This window comes from Pigmentiphaga sp. H8 (assembly GCF_003854895.1).
Lineage (GTDB): Bacteria > Pseudomonadota > Gammaproteobacteria > Burkholderiales > Burkholderiaceae_B > Pigmentiphaga.
The window spans coordinates 1,397,948-1,416,591 of record NZ_CP033966.1 but is presented as its reverse complement, the minus strand read 5'-3'; the positions used below and the strand labels follow the sequence as shown (position 1 = coordinate 1,416,591).

The following is an 18,644-nucleotide window of genomic DNA, read 5'->3' as shown; positions in this document are numbered from 1 at the left end:
GGACAGCGCAGCTTGCGATCGGGTCTCGAGGGCCTCAAGCTTACCAAGGAGAAGGCCCTCGCGACCTGGCGGCGGGCGCGGACAGCCACCCCGCCGCCGTCCAGCTCAGTCAGCCGCGGCCAGTACCTGATCGACCCAGGCCATCGCCTCCTGCACGTCGTAGTTGCCGGCATGGCCCTGATCCCATTGAAGCGCGTAATCGACGTCCTTGACCTTGGGATCGGCCTTCAGCGCACGGCTGAGGTTGTAGGCGACGGTGAAGGACGTATCGCGATCCCGCGCGCCCACGCGGATGCGCCAGTGCGGCGTGATGCCGTCCGTCTTCCCGACGTACGGCAGCGCATTGATCATCTTGTACTGGTTCAGCAGGAACGCCCGCTGAGGGTTCGCGGCCCAGCTGTAGCCCGTGCTGGCCAGGCCCACGCCGTCCTGCCTGTCGGTTCCGTCGGCGCCATCGTTGTGGTTCCAGCCATACTCCGTGAAGTTGGAATAGACCTGGGCGGCGTTACCGAACAGATTGGACTCGCCCCCGGCGCTGTTCACGGTACCCGCGCCATCGGTGGTCACCGCACCGGCCGCGGTCGCGCTCTGCCCACTCCGGTCGAAAGCCGGAACAGACTTGAGCCGAGCCTGCGTGGCGACGAATTTCATGTACTTCGTCATGTCGAAGAACGTCACCGTGCCAGCGGCGTCCGTGCCGATGAAGTCATTCAGATAGTGCAGCGTTCCGCTTCCCCCGCCCACCCCGTTGCCCGCGGCGTCCCCATAGGCGCCATAAGCGACGAACGGCTTGCCCGCCTTGACCTGCCGGGTCGCGGCCTTCTTGATCTCCGCCTGGATGGCGGCCAGCATGTTGTCCGTGGTCAGCGCCGAGCCGTCGTCATTCTTCAGCCCCAGGCCGGCCTGATAGGTCTTGAACGCGCTCATCAACTCGGCACTGCCGGCGGGATCCGGATTGGAAGCCCGGATCAACGGGGCCCCGCCCGCATCCACGATCTTCCCGGCCAACTGGTCCGCCGCCACCAGCGCGCGCGTATCCAGCACATTGAACATCCACTCGTAGGCCAGATCGGCGCTGCCCATGTCCTGGATCGGACAATAGGCCACGATGGCGAAGACGTCGTCGTCGATGGAACTCTTGCCGTCCTTGTCGATGCCGGCGGCGCCGATGGCCTGCAGGTAGGGGAAATAGTCCGCGCTATTGCCCGTGGCGCCCAATTGCGTGCTCTGCGCGCCGCCCCCGCTCGTGCCGTTCACCACGATGCGGCCGGCATCGCCCGGCATGGCGCCGTCGTTCAGGCGCAGATAGCGCACCGCCGCCTTCGCGTCGACGATGGCCGCCGGCGACTTGCCCTGATAGACACCGTCCTCGTAGACCCCCGCGGGCGCGACGGCGCCACGGCTGCGCGAGGCGACGTTGACGTATACGAAACCACGCTTGAGCGCCGCGCCGATCTTGTCCGTGTCGCTGGTGCTGACGTAGGCGCCGCCGTTGACGATGTCCGCGCCCGAATAATTGGTACGCGTGACCGGCGTCGCGGGATCCCAACCGCCCTTGCCCCCCTGGTAGCTGGCAAGCCAGCCGGAGTTGTTGACGTTGAAGAAGATGGGATTGTCCTGCCTGGCAGCGTCGGCCTCGCGCACGAAGATGTTCATGTTCTGATAGCCGCAGTCCTGATTGTCCACTGCGCCGGCCGCCTGCGTGGGCGCCAGCTTCATCGGCTTGCCGACGTAGCAGACTTCCCGGTACCAGCGCACCGGCGTGCTCACGCCGTCGAGCGTGACGGTGATGGTCGTGTAGCCGGCCTTGTCGAAAGCCAGCGAGCTGTCGAATACGCCCGGGCCGGCGGCGGCCGGCGGGGTAGGAGTGGTGGTGTCGGTACCGGTGCTCGAACCATCCGAACCACCGCAGGCAGCAAGTGCCAGCAGCACGCAGGTGCTGATCAGGGTGCGCGGGAACATGTATGGCGTCTCCATCCGTTTATGTTTTTCACTACGCGGGCCGTGGGTAGGCGTGCGTAGTGCGGACGATTATGTGAGACGGAATCCGGGGCTGGGAGATGCCGGGATGCGCGACGCGATAGCCACTCGTTATTGCATGCCGGCGGCTACCGACGGCTCAGATCGGCCGCGATCTCCCTGGATTCGACTGCGAGCCGGCATAGCCTACCGGCCTCTTATGGACACTTCGCCAAAAATGTAGTAACATACCTACAATTGTGACTCGTGCAGGAGGTACTCGCCATGACCATCACAACCCTATCCAGCCGAGAGCTCAACCAGGACGTTACTCGCGCAAAGAAAGCAGCCAAGCATGGTCCCGTGTTTATCACGGATCGCGGCAAGCCTGCGCATGTACTGTTGAGCATCGAGGAATACCAGCGGCTGACAAGGCAGCGTCGCAACATTGCCGATGCTCTGGCCATGCCGGACGTTGCGGACATCGAATTTGAACCGCCGCGTGTGACCATCGGTCCCCGACCGGCTGATCTCTCATGATGTTCATCCTCGACACCAACGTAGTGTCTGAACTGCGAAAGGTCCGGGTTGGCAAAGCTGACCCGAACGTGGCGGCATGGACGGAAAGCGTCGATGCCACAGAGCTTTTCGTTTCTGCCATCACCATCATGGAGCTGGAGCTTGGCGTGTTGTCGATTGAACGCAAAGACGCCACTCAGGGAGCCATGCTGCGCTCGTGGCTGGAGCAACACGTGTTGCCGGAGTTCTCGGGGCGAACATTGCCAATCGATACGGCCGTGGCGCAACGTTGCGCCCGGCTGCACATCCCCGACAAACGCGGCGAACGTGACGCGCTCATCGCAGCAACGGCCCTTGTCCATGGAATGACGATCGTCACTCGCAATGTGACCGATTTCGCGCCTACGGGAGTCGCTATCCTCAATCCGTGGGAGGCGATGCAGTGAAAGACCGAAGGTTGTACGCGAGAGTTATTGGCTCACTGGCCCTTTCCGCTGCATCTCTTGTTGGTGGATGTGCGATGCCCCCCCATGCCTGGGGGAATTGACCGCAACCTAGTTGCGCCCCCTTCCATCACGAAGGGCTACATCCTTCCGCAGGAGGTTGAGTACAAGATAAAACGCGGCGTCGGTGTCCTTTGGACAGAGCGCCTCAAAGCCGGTGAGTACAAGCCAGTCCTATCCAACGACAAAGGAACCTTCTATCTCGGCCCACCGATGGCCTCTGCCCATCAGTCCGGCGGCATTTGCGCACAGACGTTGCTAGTTGATCACTCCCAAAAACTCGCCCACCACTCGATAGCGATGTTCGTCGTCTTCCTTGCTGAGCTCAATTGGGGTCAACTCTGGATTGGTAGATCGCGGTTTCAATAGGATCTGTTGATTCTCGGCCCCATCTTCGGTACGCACCTTGAAGCTCTGATATTCCTTCACCGTATATCGCGAACCAGCGTCGCCATCCTGCGTATCGGCACATTCCACTAGCACGATTTTTCCATTTCGGCTGCCGCCTGGGTTCAAGCGAAACAGGCAGATGGCGCCGTCGGGGATGATCTTGTTCATGGATTCTCCGACGACATGGCAGGCAAATATATTCCTCCCCACGGGCATGCCATCGGGGACCGCTACCCAGTTTTCATGCTCGACGTGTTGGAGCGCGCTGAAACCACCCGCTGCCGCTCGCAAGTCATAGAGCGGGACTGCGTTGACGTAAGGTTCCAAAGGCTTGCCAGGCGCAGCGAACGCGATGACGTTGGATTTGTGGCTCTCCACATGCCGCTTCAGATAGCGCCTCAAGCTGTCGTCGCACGCATAGAGAAACGTGCCGCGTATGCCTCGCAGCATGATGGTCCGATAGATGTTCAGTATGTACTGCTTGAGTTCATTCGGATCTTCGATGGTCTGCTTTCCGTTCCGGTCATGATAGTTGTTGCGGTCAATGACAATCTGGTCCAGTTCTTCGTCGTAGCGGATTTCGTGGCCGAAGATTACGCCGGTGTAGTTCAGGTCATAGCCTTGGGTGGTGTGAATGCAGCCCACCTCACCCGCAGCGCCTTCCGCGTTGATCCAATCCACGGTCGTGCTGTTCCACCGCAGCCGCACGTCACCGATTTCGATGTCATGTAGATCGGGGGACTTCCTGGAAATCCAGGGCCAGGAGTAACCAGCCACCAGTCGCGCCAAACCGTAGCTGGAGTTTCTCTGCGTTATCTCCTTTACCATGTCGGAGAGTGCGTCGAAAACCAAAAACTCGTACTTGCCGGAACTGAACTTCTCGTCAGCCGAAAGCCGCATGTGCAGTAGATCATCGACAAACTGCACGTAGTGCCGCCCGGCGCGTACGCGGAACTGGGATGCCAGAGTTATGACCGTGCTGCCCGGCGAAGACTTGATGTCATCGAAGTCGGATGCGTTGGCATCGGATGGTTTGATGCTTTGGTACGGGTCGTAGAAGAAGACTGCTTTATCCGACTGGCGCGTAACCCAATCCACCTCGCTGCACCTATCCTTGTCCAGTCCAAGCGCTGCGCAGGCCGCGTCGAAGCCACCGAAATAGGCTCCCAGATTGACGCGCTTGCGCAGGCGATGTGATTCATCGACCAAGACGATGTCGTAGCGTTGCTTCGTCAGCTCGGAAGGGCTGATGACCATATCGGGACGCAGGCCTGCAACGTTCCGGAACGCCTTCTTCAGCGTGCTCCTAAACGAGCTCATAGGGACTACCAGGGCCATGCGCGGGTGTGGAAGCGATTGTTTGATTTGCCCCAGCAGGTCCCGAACTTCTTTCTCTTCCTCGGAAAATTCGCGCAGATCCAGTTCATCAAGATCGGAATGAATGAGCTTGAATAGAAATATCGCCAATACCGACTTTCCGGTTCCGGCACCCCCCTGAACCACGATATGTTTGAACCCGGGGTCGACCAGCGACCGCATTATCTCGATCAGGCCTTGCTGTTGGTCGGCCGACAGAGATTTGTAGGGCGAGTATTTGAAAACATCGGAATTGTCGATGGCCTCGATTGACCTTTGGGCGATTCCGTACTCGCGCAGCCTGTCCCAGGCCTCGCGAAATATCCTGGAATAGAGCGCATCCCTCTGATAATAGTTGTGGTCGCTCAGGCCGAGGTTGCCGTTCAACATGCTGAAACGACCGTCGGCTGACATGTACTTTATAAGGGACGACTCTATATCGAGAGTCGCCGACTTGTTGAAGCGTTCACTGCTGACGAGGTGTACCGTCGTCAACGATCGCTTCCGAGGGTGCTTGAGATGCGTACCAAGGCGAGCCAGCGTGTCCGTCGTCTCGCCGACATAGGCGCAGCGTGTCGTTCCATCGCTGAGAATATAAACAAGCGGCCAGTTGTTCGCTGCGTATGCATTGGTCTCGATTTCCGCCAGCGTTTCTGGGGAAAACCGATAGCGCTTCACTTCGACAAGGTGCTGCCGGGTCATAGCTCGTTGTATTTCTTCGCGGTTCCCTTTGCCTTGTGTACGGGGTACTTTTGTTCGTTCCTTTCGATCTTCTCCAGGACGATTTTCTTTATGTCGAAGTCGTACGCGTCGGACAGCAGCAGCGCGTAGGCCAAGACATCGGCAAGCTCTTCTTTCACCTTTTCGCGATCGGCGGCTTCAGGGGGTTTCCATAGGAAAACCTCCAGAAGTTCGCTGGCCTCGATACTGAGCGCCAAGGCCAAGTCTTTGGGATTGTGGAATTGCTGCCAGTTTCGCTCGTCGCGGAACTGACGCAACCGCTGAATAACCTGTTCCATTTCCTGCCTTTCCCCGTGAGATTGCTGGAATGAATGATAGACCGCTCGGTAGCGAGTTGCACCCTCGCGTTCAGATGCAGTGCGTATTCCCGCTCGGCCAGCGTGACTTTGTCTGAATGCATGGGGCGAAGTCGACTAGCCCGTCTTTCAAATGACGGCTGAATCGCGCTAAACGCCAGAAGTTTTTGTGATGGTGCCCGAGGCCGGAATCGAACCGGCACGCCTTGCGGCGGGGGATTTTGAGTCCCCTGCGTCTACCAATTTCACCACTCGGGCAGGTTCTTCCGGCGCGAAGGGCCGAAAGGAAGGGAGCCGCAAATTATACCCGTAATTTGCGGTACTCTGCTTCCTCTTACCAAGGAGCAAATCATGGCCCATGCAAGCGCCCGCCACATCCTGGTCTCCACCGAGGCCCAGTGCAACGAACTGAAAGCCGCCATCGAAGGCGGCGCCGATTTCGCGCAGGTCGCGCGCGAGCACTCCAGCTGCCCCTCGCGCGCCCAGGGCGGCGATCTGGGCACCTTCGGCCCCGGCCAGATGGTGCCGGAATTCGACAGGGTGGTGTTCAGCGCCCCCGTCAACGTCGTCCAGGGCCCCGTCAAGACCCAGTTCGGCTATCACCTGGTGGAAGTGACCAGCCGCCAGGACTGATCCGCCCCGCCCGCGGCCACGCTGGGGGTCCGCCCCTCAGCCCGCCGCAACGACCCGTTGTGTCTGGGACCCCAGCACGCCGCCGCCCAGCGTGACCACGTCACCCGCTTCCAGGTAGCGCGGCGGGCGGGCCCCCATCCCCACTCCGGCCGGGGTGCCGGTGATGATGACGTCTCCAGGTTCGAGCGTCATCACGCGGCTGCACTCGCTGACCAGGCGGGCGCAGGAAAAGATCATGTCGCCGGTATGCCCTGTCTGCCGGCGCTCGCCATTGAGTTCCAGCCACAGCTCCAGGTCCTGCGGGTCGGGCACTTCGTCCGCCGTGACCAGGTAGGGCCCCAGCGGGCCGAAGCTGTCGAAGCCCTTGCCTTTGCCCCACTGGCCGCCGCCGCGGTCGATCTGGTATTCGCGTTCGGACACGTCGTTGGCCAGGCAGTAGCCGGCCACGTGGCGCAGGGCATCGGCCTCGTCGACGGCCCGCGCGCGGCTGCCGATGACGATGCCCAGTTCCACTTCCCAGTCGACCCGGGCGCAGCCGGGCGGAATGACGATGTCGTCATCCGGGCCCGAGATGCAGCTGGTCCATTTGCAGAACAGCGTGGGTTCGGCCGGAATGGCCATGCCGGCCTCGGCCGCATGGCGCCCGTAGTTCAGGCCGACCGCGACGAACTTGCCGATGCCGCGCCAGGGCGTGCCCAGGCGCGGCGCGCCGTCCACCACGGGCAGGCGCCGGGGGTCGAGCGCGGCCAGCGCTTGCAGCGTGTCCGGCGACAGGGTGTCGGGACCGATGTCGGTCAGGAGGCCGGACAGGTCGCGGATCGCGCCGGCGGCATCGAGCAGGCCGGGCCGCTCCAGGCCCGGCGGGCCGTATCTGAGTAGCTTCAAGGAAACGCTCCGTATGGACGGGTTCAGTTGGGCGTGATGTCGGCCAGCTTGACCGCTTTGCCGAACTTGTCCAGGTTGTTGCGGATGTTGGCGGCATAGCCGTCGGGGCTGCTGGCGATGGCCGTGGCGCCCATGGCCTTCAGGCGGACGACGGTATCGGGCTGTTTGAGCGCCCGCGCCACCGCGGCCGAAAGCCGCTGTACCACGGTCTGCGGCGTGCCGGCCGGCACCACGATGCCCATCTCGGAACTGAAGTCGTAGCCGGGCACGGTCTCGGACACGGCCGGGATGTCGGGCGTCATGGCCGGGCGTTCGAGGGTGGTGACGGCGATGAATCGTGCCTTGCCGGTCCTGACGTATTGCTCCAGCGCCGGATAGGCGGCGATCACCATGGACGTCTCGCCGCCCATGAAGGCGGGCACCGACTGGCCCGACCCCTTGTACGGCACGTGCACGACGTTGATGCCGAGGCCGTGCAGCATCGACTCCATGGCGATGTGGTGGATGCTGCCTATGCCCGACGAACCGTAGGTCAACGCCCCCGGCCTGGCCTTGGCCAGGGCGACGAGCTCGGCCATATTGTGCACGTTCAGCGACGACTGCACGGCGATGTACAGCGGAATGGTCGCGGCCAGGGTCACGGGCGTGAAGTCCTTGTCGGCGGCATAGGGCAGCTTCGCGAACAGGTAGGGATTGATCGCGAGCTGCTGGATGTCGGAAAAGAACAGTACCTGGCCGTCCGGGGCGGCCCGGACCACGCTTTCGGCCGCGCCGATGCCGCCCGCGCCGGGCCGGTTCTCGATCACGAACTGTTGCTTGAAGAATTCCGACAGGCCGGGCGCCAGCGAACGCGCCAGCACGTCGGGCGCGCCGCCCGGCGCATACGGCACGATCATCCGCACGGGGCGGGTCGGGTAATCGTCGGCCTGCGCCGCGGGAGCCGCGGACGCCAGGACCGACATACAGGCCAGCAGGCGGCCGATGCGCAGCATGGATTTCATCGTGGACCTCCAGGGGGAAGAGCGCCGGTGCGCGTCCTCAGAACGGCTGGGTCAGTTGCGGAAAGCTCTGGTCGCAGTTGGTGAGCCGGACACACTTCTGGACGATCTTCATATGCGTGCCGTCCAGACGCAGCGTATGCAGATAGCGTCCGCCGTACACGCGGCGGTCGGCGCCGGGCCGGTCCTCCAGCATGATGAACTTGCTGCGGACGCGGAAACGGTCGCCGTCGGCAGTTTCCAGACCGAAGTTCGACAGCACGCGCACCGTCGTGGAAGGCGGGTCCTGGCAATGGATCATCGGGTGCTTGAGCCGCGCCACACGCGTCTTCATGGTGTGTTTCTCGTCATAGTAGAGCGACACGTGGCTGATCCAGTCGGCCTGGTCCTGCGAGGCCGGCACCCAATACACGGCATCGTCGCTGTACAGGTCCAGCCAGTCGTCGAAGCGGCGGTTGTCGAGCAGGTCGGCCTCGTGTTCGACGAAGTCGCGCAGGGTGTCCAGGGACGGTGCGGCATGGCCGGCAGGGGTGAGTCTTGCAAGCGTGTTCATGGTTGCTCTCTGGTGGAATCAGGCGCTCATCAGATCGCGCCAGGCATAGTGCTTGGCGCGCTGGCCGACCTCGCTCGAACGCGCGCCGAACAGCACCCCGTCGCCTTGGTCGACTTCGGTGCCCATGCCGCGCGCGACCAGCACCCAGTCGCTGCCCTGCGCCTTCAGCCCTTCCTGGCAGCGCTCGAAGGCCTCGAGGTCGTCGGTCTGGATGAACGACGACGCGGAATGGGTCATGTTGACGTACTTGACCAGGTCGTCCGAGATCACGGCCGGCGCGCCCGCCAGCCTGACCGGCCAGATCTCGACTTCGGTCAGGTCCACCGCGATCGGCTTGACCACGCGCACCGAGGTCTGGGCGATCAGGATGTCCAGCGTCGGGAACAGCGTCAGGCTGTGCCGGCGATTCTTCAGGATGTCGGCGGTGCGCTCCTGGCCGTAGCGCGCGACCATCAGGGCGCGGTAGTCGTCCCAGACGCCGCCGGCCTGTTCCTTGTCGAACAGCGATTGTTCCGAGCTGTGGCCGTGCGGGAAGCCGCTCACGCCCAGCTGCGACACCACCGCTTCGCCATTGGGCGCGAAGAACAGGGCCGCACCGCCCTGCGCGCCGGCGCGCCGCTGGAACTGGCGGCCGTCCGGACCGACGGTCGAACCGTGGGCCGCTGCGGGATGGTAGGTGTCGGCCATGTTGTCCATCTGCAGCTTCCAGTTGCCGCGGAAGTGGTAGCGATGGCAGCCGGCCGCGAACTCGACCCGCCCTTCGGGCGCACGGTCGACCAGTTCGTCGATGCCCTTGCGCGCCTCGCCCAGGAAATCGAGCAGCGGCATCACGGCGGGATCGAGCGAGGCGAACACGAAGCCGCGATAGCTGTCGACGCGTGGCAACGATTCCATGCCGGCGCGCGGCTCGCGCAGCGCATCCTCGGGAAAGTCGGCGCGCATCGGCACGCCCGCCAGCTCGCCGTTGGGACGGAACGCCCAGCCGTGATACATGCACGAAAACACGCGCGCGTTGCCGCGCGTGCGGGACAACACCTTGGCGCCGCGATGGCCGCAGCGGTTGTACAGCACGTGCACCGAACCGCTCTCGTGGCGGCTCAGCACCACCGGTTGGCCGGCCAGCGTCGTGCAGTAGTAGTCGCCCGGATTGGGCACCAGGCTGTCGTGGCCCACATAGACCCACACTTTGCCGAACACCTTGGCCATCTCGGCCTCGAACACGGCCGGATCGGTGTAGTAGGCCCGGTGCACGCGATCCGCCTGGACCAGGCCGGCGAGTTGCTCTTTGCTGTACGTCATCGAGTTTCCTGCTGAAGAATGAAGAAAGGTCAGCGCCGCAGGACGCCGTGGCCGGCATCCTGGTCGTAGTGGAAAATGCCGTTGAGAAACATCTTGTGCCGTTCGTAGTGCATGGGCCTGCGCGGCGCGGGCGGCGTGCGGTCCACCGGGCGGCCGGCCTTCAGGATGAGGTCGAAGCGCGACGGCTTCTGCAGCAGCCCGATGTCGGCCAGCGGATCGCCGTCGACCACGATCAGATCGGCATAGCGTCCGGCCTCGAGCTTGCCGACCCGGTCGCCGAAACGGCGGAACAGCCGCGTGGCGCCCAGTGTGCCCGCATGCAGCGCCTGCCCGGGCGACAGGCCCAGGTCGTCGACGAATATCTGCATCTCGCGGGCGTGCCATTGGCCGTAGGGCACCGGCGACCAGCCGCTTTCCGACCCGGGCACCAGCGGAACGCCGGCACGGCTGGCGCGTGCCAGATTGGTCAGCGCCGCGTCGACCTCGCGCTGGAATCCGGCGTTGGCCGGATTGGCCGACCCACCCGTGGCCTCGATCGCGTTGACCAGCAAGGGCAGCGTCGGCACGATCACGCAGCCGTTGCGCAGGCACAGGTCTATGCCTTCGTCGTCGATGAAGGACGCATGGAAGATCACGTCGAAACCGGCGCGCGCGGCATCGGCCACGGCATCGCGGGACCGGGCGTGCACCGTGCACATGCGGCCCAGCCGGTGGGCCTCGTCGGCCACGATCCGGTATTCCTCATAGGTGAAGGCCGAGCCGTCCAGCGAATCGGGGGTGATGAAGGAGTCGTTCGATCCCGACACCTTGATGGCATCGACGCCGTCCTTGACCTGGTAGCGGATCTGTTCGACCAGTTCGTCGCGGCTGCGGATCAGCACCCCCGCCTGCCCCGGCGGAAACTCCATCCAGTTGGGGAAGGAATCCTCCAGCCCCTGGTGGGAAGTCAGTTGCCGGCCCGACACCGCAAGGCGCGGCCCCTCGAACATGCCGCTATCGATCGCGTCGCGCACCGACTGCGCGATGTTGAATGTGGTGGCGGCATCGAAGGCGCTCGTCACGCCTGCCTGCAGCACCTTCTTCGCATTCCACACCGCCTTCAGGGTCCGGAACTCCACCGGTGTGTACAGCGCCAGTTCCTCTTCCGAGCGCGCCTCGCCGAACGAGATGTGGATATGCCCGTCGATCAGGCCGGGCAGGATGCTGCGGCCGGGCAGGTCGACCACCTGGGCGCCGGCCTGCGCGTAGCGCGGCGGCAATGCCGCCGCCTCGCCCACCCACGCGATCGCCTCGCCCTGCGTCACGACCGCGCCATGCGCGATCGGGGCATCCAGCGTGCCATCGATCACCTTGCCCTTCAGGATGTAGGCGGGTTCACCCATGCTCCACCTCGGCGAAGAACGGCACGGCCAGCGCCAGGAACTTCTCCGGCCACTCGAAGGCGACCGAGTGGCCGCAGCGGCTCAGCAGGTGCACGTCGGCCCGGGCGATGGATCGCGACATCGGCAATGTCAGGGCATCGGCGGGGAAACCGCGGTCGTCACGGCCATGCAGCATCAGCACCTCGCACCCGATGGCGGCCAGCTCGTCCGCCGTCAGCGCGACGTCATCGATGAAGCGCTGCTTGTCGCCCGCGAACATCTGTTCGAAACGCCGGCCGTGGTCGCCCTCGCGCAGGATGCGCTCGCGGCCGTCCAGATAGGCCTCGTCGATCAGCGCCGGATCATGGACCAGCAGGCGCGAGGCCCGCTTCAGCGCCTCGCGGTCCCGGGGAAAGCTCCAGGCGGTTTCCGTGGCGGGATTGGCGGCGAACGACGCGCCCATGGTCGCCGTCGTCATCACGCGCGCCACGCGCGGCTCGCAGGCCGCCAGCCGCAGGGCCAGGGTGCCGGACAGGGAATGTCCGATCACGCCTATCCGCCCTCCCGGCATGCGCGCGATCATTTCGCGGCACTGGCGCAGCCACAGGGCATAGTCGAAATGCGGCCCGGCGGGCTTGGCGCCCGACCGGCCGAAGCCGATCAGGTCCATCGCGTGCACGTGGTGCCGTTCGGCCAGCCGCGGCAGTACGCGCTGCCAGTTGCCGTGGCTGGACGCGCCGGCGCCCGAGCCGTGCAGCAACAGCAGCGGCAGGCCCGCGCCGCCTTCCACGTAGCGGACGGGGATGCCGTCCAGCTCGAACCCGCCTTCGCGCAAACAGGAGCTCATAGCGCCGCGATCGCCTGCACTTCGAGCAGCAGATCCTCGCGCACCAGGCGATCGATCATCAGCAAGGTGTTGGTCGGATAGGCGCGGGTGCCGAACATGCCCGGAAAGGCACGCTCGCGGTAGGCGCCCAGCCGGGGGATGTCCTGCGAATGCACCAGATAGGTCGTGAACTGCAACACGTTCTGCCAGGTGGCGCCCACTTCCTTCAACGCGATGTCGATGTTGCGGAAGACCTGGACGCACTGGGCATCGAAGTCGCCCGCGCCGACGGTGTTCCCATGCGGGTCTGTCGCCACCTGCCCCGCGATGAAGACGAATTCCGAGGCCTTGACGCGGGCCACCTGGGAATACTGGGCAAGCGGGGTACCAAGGCCAGCGGGGTTGAGGATCTGGATGTCGGGCATGGCGTGTCCTGGGTGGTTTTCAGATTAGACGCATTAAATTGATGCATCCCTGGGATCTTCTTGATGCGAGATAAACCGCTCTGATTTCCGGACTACTATAGGTATGCCCCTGTGGCCTGTCACACGAATTCTCTTCCTGCATTAAGTTAGAAAAACTAATCTGAAAGCATGAGCCACCCGCTGCCCCCGCTGACCGCGCTCCGGGCCTTCGAATCGGCCGCCCGCCACCGCAGCCTGAAGAAGGCCGCCGAGGAACTGAACGTCACGCCGGCCGCCGTCAGCCACCAGATCCAGATCCTGGAGGACATGCTGGGCGTGCGCCTTTTCCGCCGCGTCCATCGCGGCATCGAGTTGACCGCCAGCGCCGAGATCTTCTTTCCCAAGCTGGAAGAAGGCTTCGACTGCCTGCGCCAGGCAGTCGGACGGCTGCGCGACCATCGCGGCGCCGACGTGCTCGAGGTCGGCGCGCCCCCCTCCTTCATTTCCAACTGGCTGATGCCGCGCCTGCACCGCTTCGTGACCGCGTGCCCCGACATCGACGTGCGCGTCTCCACCCGGGTGCGGCAGTTCTCGCGCCTGCCGCGCGGGCCGCGGGGGGACGTCGCCAGCGTGATGGGCTGGGTGGACGAGGTCGACGTCCTGGTCGTGTTCGGCAACGGCGGCTACCCGGGCATGCGGGTCGACCAGTTGATGCCGCTGACCATCACCCCGCTGTGCAGCCCCGCCCTGCTCGAAGGCGACAATCCCTTGCGCGAGCCCGACGATCTGCGCCGCCACGTGCTGCTCCACGACGATCGCGGCGTGCTGTACGAAGGGCCGTCGTTCTGGGACATGTGGCTGGAAAAGGCGGGCGTGACGGGCATAGACACCTCGCGCGGCCCTCACTTCTGGCACTCGATTCCCGCCATGGAAGCGGCCGTCGCCTGCAAGGGCGTGGTCGCGACGACCAAGGAACTCGCCCGCCTGGACCTGGCGACCGGCCGGCTGGTGGCGCCCTTCCCGCTGGAGGTCCGGCTGGCGTCCAGCTACCACATCGTCAGCAACGAACCGGCCTCCAAGCGCGAGGTCGTCAGGCTGTTCCGGGACTGGCTCGAGCAGGAAGCGCGGACGGCCTGAACCGGCGGCGGGCGGCCGGGCAGCCGTCCGGGTAGGCGCCCATTCCAGGCTATGATGGTGGGTTGCCGTGCGCTTTCCCTATCCTGTCTTACCCGTGCCAGATCTCACTCTCGACGATTTCGATTACGAACTTCCGCCCGAGCTGATCGCCCAGACCCCCGCCGCCGACCGCACCGCCAGCCGCCTCCTTCACCTGGACGCGCAAGGCGGGCTGCACGACCGCCGGTTTGCCGATCTGCCCGGCCTGCTGCGCCCGAACGATCTGCTGGTCTTCAATGACACGCGGGTGATCAAGGCGCGCCTCTTCGGCGAAAAAAGCAGCGGCGGCAAGGTGGAGGTGCTGGTCGAACGCATTACCGAGCCCGACCGGGCGCTGGTGCACCTGCGCGCCAGCAAGTCGCCCAAGGCCGGCGCGACGATCCGCCTGGCGGGCGCCTTCGACGTGGCCATGCTGGGCCGCGAGGGCGACCTGTTCGATCTGCGCTTCCCCGGCCCGGTGCTGGAGCTGCTGGCCGAGCACGGCCAGACGCCGCTGCCGCCCTACATCACGCACACGCCGGACACCGGCGACGACGCCCGCTATCAGACGGTCTACGCCCGGGAACCCGGCGCGGTGGCCGCCCCCACAGCGGGGCTGCACTTCGACGATGCCCTGCTGGCGACGCTGCGCGCCCAGGGCGTGCGCACCGCCTTCGTGACGCTGCACGTGGGCGCCGGCACCTTCCTGCCTGTGCGGGTGGACAATCTGTCCGAGCACGTGATGCACAGCGAACTCTATACGCTGCCCCAGGCCACCGTGGACGCCATCGCGCAGGCCCGCGCCGCCGGCGGCCGGGTGGTCGCCGTGGGCACGACCAGCGTGCGGGCCCTGGAATCGGCCGCCGCCACTCACTGGCCGCTGCGCGAGACGCGCGGCGACACGCGCCTGTTCATCACGCCCGGCTACGAGTTCCGGGCGGTGGACGCGCTGGTCACCAATTTCCACCTGCCCAAGTCGACGCTGATGATGCTGATCTCGGCGTTCGCGGGCATGGTCCCCATCCGTCGCGCCTACGCCCACGCCGTGGCCCAGCGCTACCGTTTCTTCAGCTACGGCGACGCGATGTTTATAGAACGATGAACGGACTCAAATTCGAACTCCTGGCCACCGAGGGCCAGGCGCGCCGCGGGCGCGTGACGCTGAACCATGGCGTGGTCGAGACGCCCATTTTCATGCCGGTGGGCACCTATGGCACGGTCAAGGCCATGGCGCCCTACGAGCTGGACGAGGTGGGCGCGCAGATCGTGCTGGGCAACACCTTCCATCTCTGGCTGCGGCCGGGCACGCAGATCATCGACGCCCACGGAGGCCTGCACGGCTTCATGCAATGGCACAAACCCATCCTGACGGATTCGGGCGGCTTCCAGGTGTTCAGCCTGGAGGGTCTGCGCAAGATCACGGAGGAAGGGGTGCGCTTCGCCTCGCCCATCGACGGCGCGCGGCTGATGCTGACGCCCGAGGAATCGATGCGCATCCAGCGCAGCCTGAATTCGGACATCGCGATGGTGTTCGACGAATGCACGCCCTACGCCATCGACGGCCGGCCGGCCACCGTGGACGAGGCGGCCACCTCGATGCGGATGTCGCTGCGCTGGGCGCGCCGCTCGCGCAACGAGTTCGAGGCGCTGGAGAACCCCAACGCGCTGTTCGGCATCGTCCAGGGCGGGATGTACGAAAGCCTGCGCGACGAATCGCTGGCGGGCCTCCAGGACATCGGCTTCCACGGCTACGCGATCGGCGGCCTGTCGGTGGGCGAGCCCAAGGAAGACATGCTGCGCATCCTGGCCCACGTGGCGCCCCGGCTGCCGCAGGACGCCCCCCGCTACCTGATGGGCGTCGGAACGCCCGAGGACCTGGTGGACGGCGTGGCCGCCGGCGTGGACATGTTCGATTGCGTGATGCCCACGCGCAACGCCCGCAACGGCTGGCTGTTCACCCGCTACGGCGACGTCAAGATCCGCAACGCGCGCTACCGGGACGACACCCGTCCGCTGGATGAAACCTGCGGCTGCTATACGTGTCAGAACTTTTCCCGGTCCTACCTGCACCACCTGTTCAGGTCGAACGAGATCCTGGGGGCGCGGCTCAACACGATCCACAACCTCCACTATTACCTGCAGCTGATGCAGGAAATGCGCGACGCCATCGCCGGCGGCGTTTTCGCGGCCTGGCGCGCGGAATTCGCCGCCAACCGGGCGCGTGGCGTCTAGAATGCCACCTCCCGGCCCCGCCGTGGCCAACCAGGTGCTCGCGGCCACTGGTCAGCACGGCGGTCGGCCTGGGTTATCCCTAAAAGAGGCCCGGTTCCGCCCTGGGCGGGCTGGGCTACAATTTTGAGTTATTTTCGACGCAAGTCATTGATTCTGGAGAAGAAATGCTGACATCCAACGCGCTCGCCAATGTCCTGGCGCAAGCTCCTGCGGCCGGAGGCGAAGGCGCCCTGATGGGGATGCTGCCCATCGTCCTGATGTTCGTGATCCTCTATTTCCTGATGATCCGTCCTCAGATGAAGCGCCAGAAGGAGCACAAGAACATGGTCGCCGCCCTGGCCAAGGGCGACGAAGTCGTCACCGCCGGCGGCATCCTGGGCAAGGTCGTCCAGGTCAACGACACCTACGTCTCGGTGGAAATCTCGCGCGAAGGCGACAAGGCGGTGGAAGTCCTGGTCCAGAAGACCGCGGTCCAGACCGTCCTGCCCAAGGGCACCATCAAGGCTCTGTAAGCCAGGCGCTCGCATCCATGCCGCCCGGGCGGCATTCGATGCTTCTGCCGGGGGCTGGCGCCAGGCGCCGCCCCTTTTTCGCGTTCTGCGGCCGGGCCCGCCGCGGGCACCGGCGCCGATGCGCCAGCCTTCCGAGGTTTGATTACCGATGAATCGCTACCCTCTCTGGAAGTACATCATGATCGCCGTGGTGGTCGTGATCGGCTTCGTCTACACCTTGCCGAACTTCTTCGGCGAATCCCCCGCCGTCCAGGTCTCCAGCGCCAAGGCGACCATCAAGGTCGACAACTCCATGATGGAGCGGGTGGACCAGACCCTGCAGGCCGCGGGCATCTCCAATACCGGCCTGTACTTCGAGCAGAACGGCCCGGTGGGCACGGTGCGGGTGCGCCTGAACTCCCCGGACCAGCAACTGCGCGCGCGCGACCTGCTCGAGAAATCGCTGAACCCCGACTCGTCCGATCCCGGCTACGTGGTCGCGCTGAACCTGCTGTCGGCCTCGCCCGCCTGGCTGCGCTCGCTGCACGCGCTGCCCATGTACCTGGGCCTGGACCTGCGCGGCGGCGTGCACTTCCTGCTGCAGGTGGACATGAAGGGCGCGCTGACCAAGCGCTACGACGCCATGACCGGCGACGTGCGCTCGCAGCTGCGTGACAAGAACATCCGCCACAACGGCATCGACCGCGTCGGCCAGAGCATCGAGATCAAATTCCGCGACGCCGCCACCCGCGATGCCGCGCGCGACGTGCTGCGCAACGGCCTGCCCGACCTGCAGCTCAGCGACCAGGACGCCGGCGGCGACTTCAAGCTGACCGGCGCCCTGACCCCGCAGGCCATCAAGACCTCGCAGGACAACGCGCTGCGCCAGAACATCACGACGCTGCACAACCGTATCAACGAACTGGGCGTGGCCGAGCCGGTCATCCAGCAGCAAGGCGCCGACCGCATCGTGGTCCAGTTGCCGGGCGTGCAGGACGTGGCCAAGGCCAAGGACATCCTGGGCCGCACGGCCACGCTGGAAGTGCGCATGGTGGACGATTCGCCGGAAGCCACCAGCGCGCTGGCCAGCGGCACCGTGCCCTTCGGCCTGGAACGCTACACCGACCGCGACGGCCGGCCGGTGCTGGTGCGCCGCCAGGTCGTGCTGACCGGCGAGAACCTGCAGGACGCCCAGGCCGGCTTCGACGGCCAGACCCAGCAGCCCGCCGTGCACCTGACGCTGGACGCCAAGGGCGCCCGCATCTTCCGCGACGTGACCCGCGACAACGTGGGCAAGCGCATGGCCATCCTGCTGTTCGAGAAGGGCAAGGGCGAGGTCGTGACCGCGCCCGTGATCCGCAGCGAGATCAGCGGCGGCCGCGTGCAGATCTCCGGCAGCATGACCACGGTCGAGGCCAACGACACCGCCCTGCTGCTGCGCGCCGGTTCGCTGGCCGCGCCGATGGAGATCATCGAGGAACGCACCATCGGCCCCAGCCTGGGCGCCGACAACATCCAGAAAGGCTTCCACTCGGTGGTCTACGGCTTCGCCGCCATCGCCGTCTTCATCATCCTGTACTACGGGCTGTTCGGCGTGTTCTCGGTGATCGCGCTGGCGGTCAACCTGCTGCTGCTGATCGCGCTGCTGTCCATGCTGCAGGCCACGCTGACCCTGCCCGGCATCGCGGCCATCGCGCTCACGCTGGGCATGGCGATCGACGCCAACGTGCTCATCAACGAGCGGATACGCGAGGAGCTGCGAGCCGGCGCCGCGCCCCAGCAGGCCATCCACCTCGGCTTCGAGCGGGCCTGGGGCACCATCCTGGACTCCAACGTCACCACGCTGATCGCGGCGGTGGCGCTGCTGGCCTTCGGTTCGGGCCCAGTACGGGGCTTCGCCATCGTCCACACCATCGGGATCCTGACCTCGATGTTCTCCGCCGTGGTCGGCGCCCGCGCGCTCGCCAACCTCTGGTACGGCCGCCGCAAGAAACTCGCCAAGCTGTCGATTGGCCAGGTCTGGAAACCCAAAGAGGTCTGAGC

General features: G+C 65.1%; 18 protein-coding genes and 1 tRNA gene. 8 read left to right on the top strand and 11 right to left on the bottom strand.

Annotation, left to right across the window (positions count from 1 at the left end):
- Positions 1–105: 105 nt before the first annotated feature.
- Positions 106–1,962: a subtype B tannase gene (locus EGT29_RS06740; RefSeq protein ID WP_238160314.1), complete on the bottom strand. Its 1,857-nt coding sequence runs from the start codon at positions 1,960–1,962 to the stop codon at positions 106–108.
- 282 nt (positions 1,963–2,244) lie between these two features.
- Between EGT29_RS06740 and EGT29_RS06735 the strand changes: the two genes are divergently transcribed.
- Both EGT29_RS06735 and EGT29_RS06730 read left to right on the top strand, forming a co-directional pair.
- A complete protein-coding gene (locus EGT29_RS06735) occupies positions 2,245–2,499 on the top strand; it encodes a type II toxin-antitoxin system Phd/YefM family antitoxin (protein ID WP_124688293.1) in 255 nt (84 codons plus the stop codon).
- Positions 2,496–2,924 (top strand): type II toxin-antitoxin system VapC family toxin, encoded by a 429-nt coding sequence (locus tag EGT29_RS06730; RefSeq protein WP_192901799.1) that lies wholly within the window; start codon positions 2,496–2,498, stop codon positions 2,922–2,924. Before EGT29_RS06735 ends, EGT29_RS06730 begins: the two co-directional genes overlap by 4 nt.
- Positions 2,925–3,239: 315 nt before the next feature.
- Here EGT29_RS06730 and EGT29_RS06725 read toward each other — a convergent pair whose 3' ends face one another.
- From EGT29_RS06725 to EGT29_RS06715, 3 genes are all read right to left on the bottom strand, one after another.
- Complete coding sequence (locus tag EGT29_RS06725; RefSeq protein ID WP_124688292.1) at positions 3,240–5,429, bottom strand: DNA/RNA helicase domain-containing protein; 2,190 nt, start codon at positions 5,427–5,429, stop codon at positions 3,240–3,242.
- Positions 5,426–5,746: a nucleotide pyrophosphohydrolase gene (locus EGT29_RS06720; protein ID WP_124688291.1), complete on the bottom strand. Its 321-nt coding sequence runs from the start codon at positions 5,744–5,746 to the stop codon at positions 5,426–5,428. The genes EGT29_RS06725 and EGT29_RS06720 overlap by 4 nt, the downstream gene beginning before the upstream one ends.
- A 191-nt stretch (positions 5,747–5,937) precedes the next feature.
- Positions 5,938–6,022: transfer RNA gene (locus tag EGT29_RS06715), tRNA-Leu, on the bottom strand.
- A 93-nt stretch (positions 6,023–6,115) separates the two neighbouring features.
- On the opposite strand from EGT29_RS06715, the gene EGT29_RS06710 reads away from it, so the two are divergent.
- Entirely contained in the window at positions 6,116–6,397 is a 282-nt protein-coding gene (locus tag EGT29_RS06710; RefSeq protein WP_124688290.1) for a peptidylprolyl isomerase, read from the top strand.
- Positions 6,398–6,433: 36 nt separating this feature from the next.
- On the opposite strand, the gene EGT29_RS06705 is transcribed toward EGT29_RS06710, so the two are convergent.
- Genes EGT29_RS06705 through EGT29_RS06675 form a run of 7 tightly spaced genes read right to left on the bottom strand, consistent with a single transcriptional unit; the run spans position 6,434 to position 12,744 of the window.
- Complete coding sequence (locus tag EGT29_RS06705; protein WP_124688289.1) at positions 6,434–7,282, bottom strand: fumarylacetoacetate hydrolase family protein; 849 nt, start codon at positions 7,280–7,282, stop codon at positions 6,434–6,436.
- Positions 7,283–7,305: 23 nt separating this feature from the next.
- Positions 7,306–8,283 carry a tripartite tricarboxylate transporter substrate binding protein gene (locus tag EGT29_RS06700; RefSeq protein ID WP_124688288.1) on the bottom strand — a complete coding sequence of 326 codons (978 nt, stop codon included), beginning with the start codon at positions 8,281–8,283 and terminating at the stop codon, positions 7,306–7,308.
- A gap of 37 nt (positions 8,284–8,320) precedes the next feature.
- On the bottom strand, positions 8,321–8,833 hold the full coding sequence (locus EGT29_RS06695; RefSeq protein ID WP_124688287.1) for an aromatic-ring-hydroxylating dioxygenase subunit beta: 513 nt from the start codon (positions 8,831–8,833) through the stop codon (positions 8,321–8,323).
- Positions 8,834–8,851: 18 nt separating this feature from the next.
- Positions 8,852–10,132, bottom strand: coding sequence for an aromatic ring-hydroxylating dioxygenase subunit alpha (locus EGT29_RS06690; RefSeq protein ID WP_124688286.1), 1,281 nt, complete (start codon positions 10,130–10,132; stop codon positions 8,852–8,854).
- 29 nt (positions 10,133–10,161) lie between these two features.
- Complete coding sequence (locus EGT29_RS06685) at positions 10,162–11,514, bottom strand: amidohydrolase family protein (RefSeq protein ID WP_124688285.1); 1,353 nt, start codon at positions 11,512–11,514, stop codon at positions 10,162–10,164.
- Positions 11,507–12,340 carry an alpha/beta fold hydrolase gene (locus tag EGT29_RS06680; RefSeq protein ID WP_124688284.1) on the bottom strand — a complete coding sequence of 278 codons (834 nt, stop codon included), beginning with the start codon at positions 12,338–12,340 and terminating at the stop codon, positions 11,507–11,509. The genes EGT29_RS06685 and EGT29_RS06680 overlap by 8 nt, the downstream gene beginning before the upstream one ends.
- The gene (locus EGT29_RS06675) at positions 12,337–12,744 is read right to left on the bottom strand and encodes a RidA family protein (protein WP_124688283.1); all 408 of its coding nucleotides are present in this window, start codon (positions 12,742–12,744) and stop codon (positions 12,337–12,339) included. The genes EGT29_RS06680 and EGT29_RS06675 overlap by 4 nt, the downstream gene beginning before the upstream one ends.
- A 168-nt stretch (positions 12,745–12,912) precedes the next feature.
- On the opposite strand from EGT29_RS06675, the gene EGT29_RS06670 reads away from it, so the two are divergent.
- From EGT29_RS06670 to secD, 5 genes are all read left to right on the top strand, one after another.
- The gene (locus tag EGT29_RS06670) at positions 12,913–13,860 is read left to right on the top strand and encodes a LysR family transcriptional regulator (protein WP_124688282.1); all 948 of its coding nucleotides are present in this window, start codon (positions 12,913–12,915) and stop codon (positions 13,858–13,860) included.
- Positions 13,861–13,954: 94 nt separating this feature from the next.
- A complete protein-coding gene (gene queA / locus EGT29_RS06665; protein WP_124688281.1) occupies positions 13,955–14,980 on the top strand; it encodes a tRNA preQ1(34) S-adenosylmethionine ribosyltransferase-isomerase QueA in 1,026 nt (341 codons plus the stop codon).
- Positions 14,977–16,110 (top strand): tRNA guanosine(34) transglycosylase Tgt, encoded by a 1,134-nt coding sequence (gene tgt, locus EGT29_RS06660; RefSeq protein ID WP_124688280.1) that lies wholly within the window; start codon positions 14,977–14,979, stop codon positions 16,108–16,110. The genes queA and tgt overlap by 4 nt, the downstream gene beginning before the upstream one ends.
- Before the next feature lie 164 nt (positions 16,111–16,274).
- A complete protein-coding gene (gene yajC, locus EGT29_RS06655) occupies positions 16,275–16,622 on the top strand; it encodes a preprotein translocase subunit YajC (protein WP_124688279.1) in 348 nt (115 codons plus the stop codon).
- A gap of 148 nt (positions 16,623–16,770) precedes the next feature.
- The gene (gene secD / locus EGT29_RS06650) at positions 16,771–18,642 is read left to right on the top strand and encodes a protein translocase subunit SecD (protein ID WP_124688278.1); all 1,872 of its coding nucleotides are present in this window, start codon (positions 16,771–16,773) and stop codon (positions 18,640–18,642) included.
- Positions 18,643–18,644 lie beyond the last annotated feature (2 nt).

Excerpts from the sequence above, each read along its gene's own strand:
- EGT29_RS06695 (WP_124688287.1), bottom strand. The coding sequence starts at position 8,833 with ATGAACACGCTTGCAAGACTCACCCCTGCCGGCCATGCCGCACCGTCC.
- EGT29_RS06685 (WP_124688285.1), bottom strand. The coding sequence starts at position 11,514 with ATGGGTGAACCCGCCTACATCCTGAAGGGCAAGGTGATCGATGGCACG.
- EGT29_RS06740 (WP_238160314.1), bottom strand. The coding sequence starts at position 1,962 with ATGTTCCCGCGCACCCTGATCAGCACCTGCGTGCTGCTGGCACTTGCT.
- tgt (WP_124688280.1), top strand. The coding sequence starts at position 14,977 with ATGAACGGACTCAAATTCGAACTCCTGGCCACCGAGGGCCAGGCGCGC.
- EGT29_RS06670 (WP_124688282.1), top strand. The coding sequence starts at position 12,913 with ATGAGCCACCCGCTGCCCCCGCTGACCGCGCTCCGGGCCTTCGAATCG.
- secD (WP_124688278.1), top strand. The coding sequence starts at position 16,771 with ATGAATCGCTACCCTCTCTGGAAGTACATCATGATCGCCGTGGTGGTC.
- EGT29_RS06720 (WP_124688291.1), bottom strand. The coding sequence starts at position 5,746 with ATGGAACAGGTTATTCAGCGGTTGCGTCAGTTCCGCGACGAGCGAAAC.
- yajC (WP_124688279.1), top strand. The coding sequence starts at position 16,275 with ATGCTGACATCCAACGCGCTCGCCAATGTCCTGGCGCAAGCTCCTGCG.
- EGT29_RS06690 (WP_124688286.1), bottom strand. The coding sequence starts at position 10,132 with ATGACGTACAGCAAAGAGCAACTCGCCGGCCTGGTCCAGGCGGATCGC.
- EGT29_RS06675 (WP_124688283.1), bottom strand. The coding sequence starts at position 12,744 with ATGCCCGACATCCAGATCCTCAACCCCGCTGGCCTTGGTACCCCGCTT.
- EGT29_RS06710 (WP_124688290.1), top strand. The coding sequence starts at position 6,116 with ATGGCCCATGCAAGCGCCCGCCACATCCTGGTCTCCACCGAGGCCCAG.
- EGT29_RS06725 (WP_124688292.1), bottom strand. The coding sequence starts at position 5,429 with ATGACCCGGCAGCACCTTGTCGAAGTGAAGCGCTATCGGTTTTCCCCA.
- EGT29_RS06700 (WP_124688288.1), bottom strand. The coding sequence starts at position 8,283 with ATGAAATCCATGCTGCGCATCGGCCGCCTGCTGGCCTGTATGTCGGTC.
- EGT29_RS06730 (WP_192901799.1), top strand. The coding sequence starts at position 2,496 with ATGATGTTCATCCTCGACACCAACGTAGTGTCTGAACTGCGAAAGGTC.
- EGT29_RS06735 (WP_124688293.1), top strand. The coding sequence starts at position 2,245 with ATGACCATCACAACCCTATCCAGCCGAGAGCTCAACCAGGACGTTACT.
- EGT29_RS06680 (WP_124688284.1), bottom strand. The coding sequence starts at position 12,340 with ATGAGCTCCTGTTTGCGCGAAGGCGGGTTCGAGCTGGACGGCATCCCC.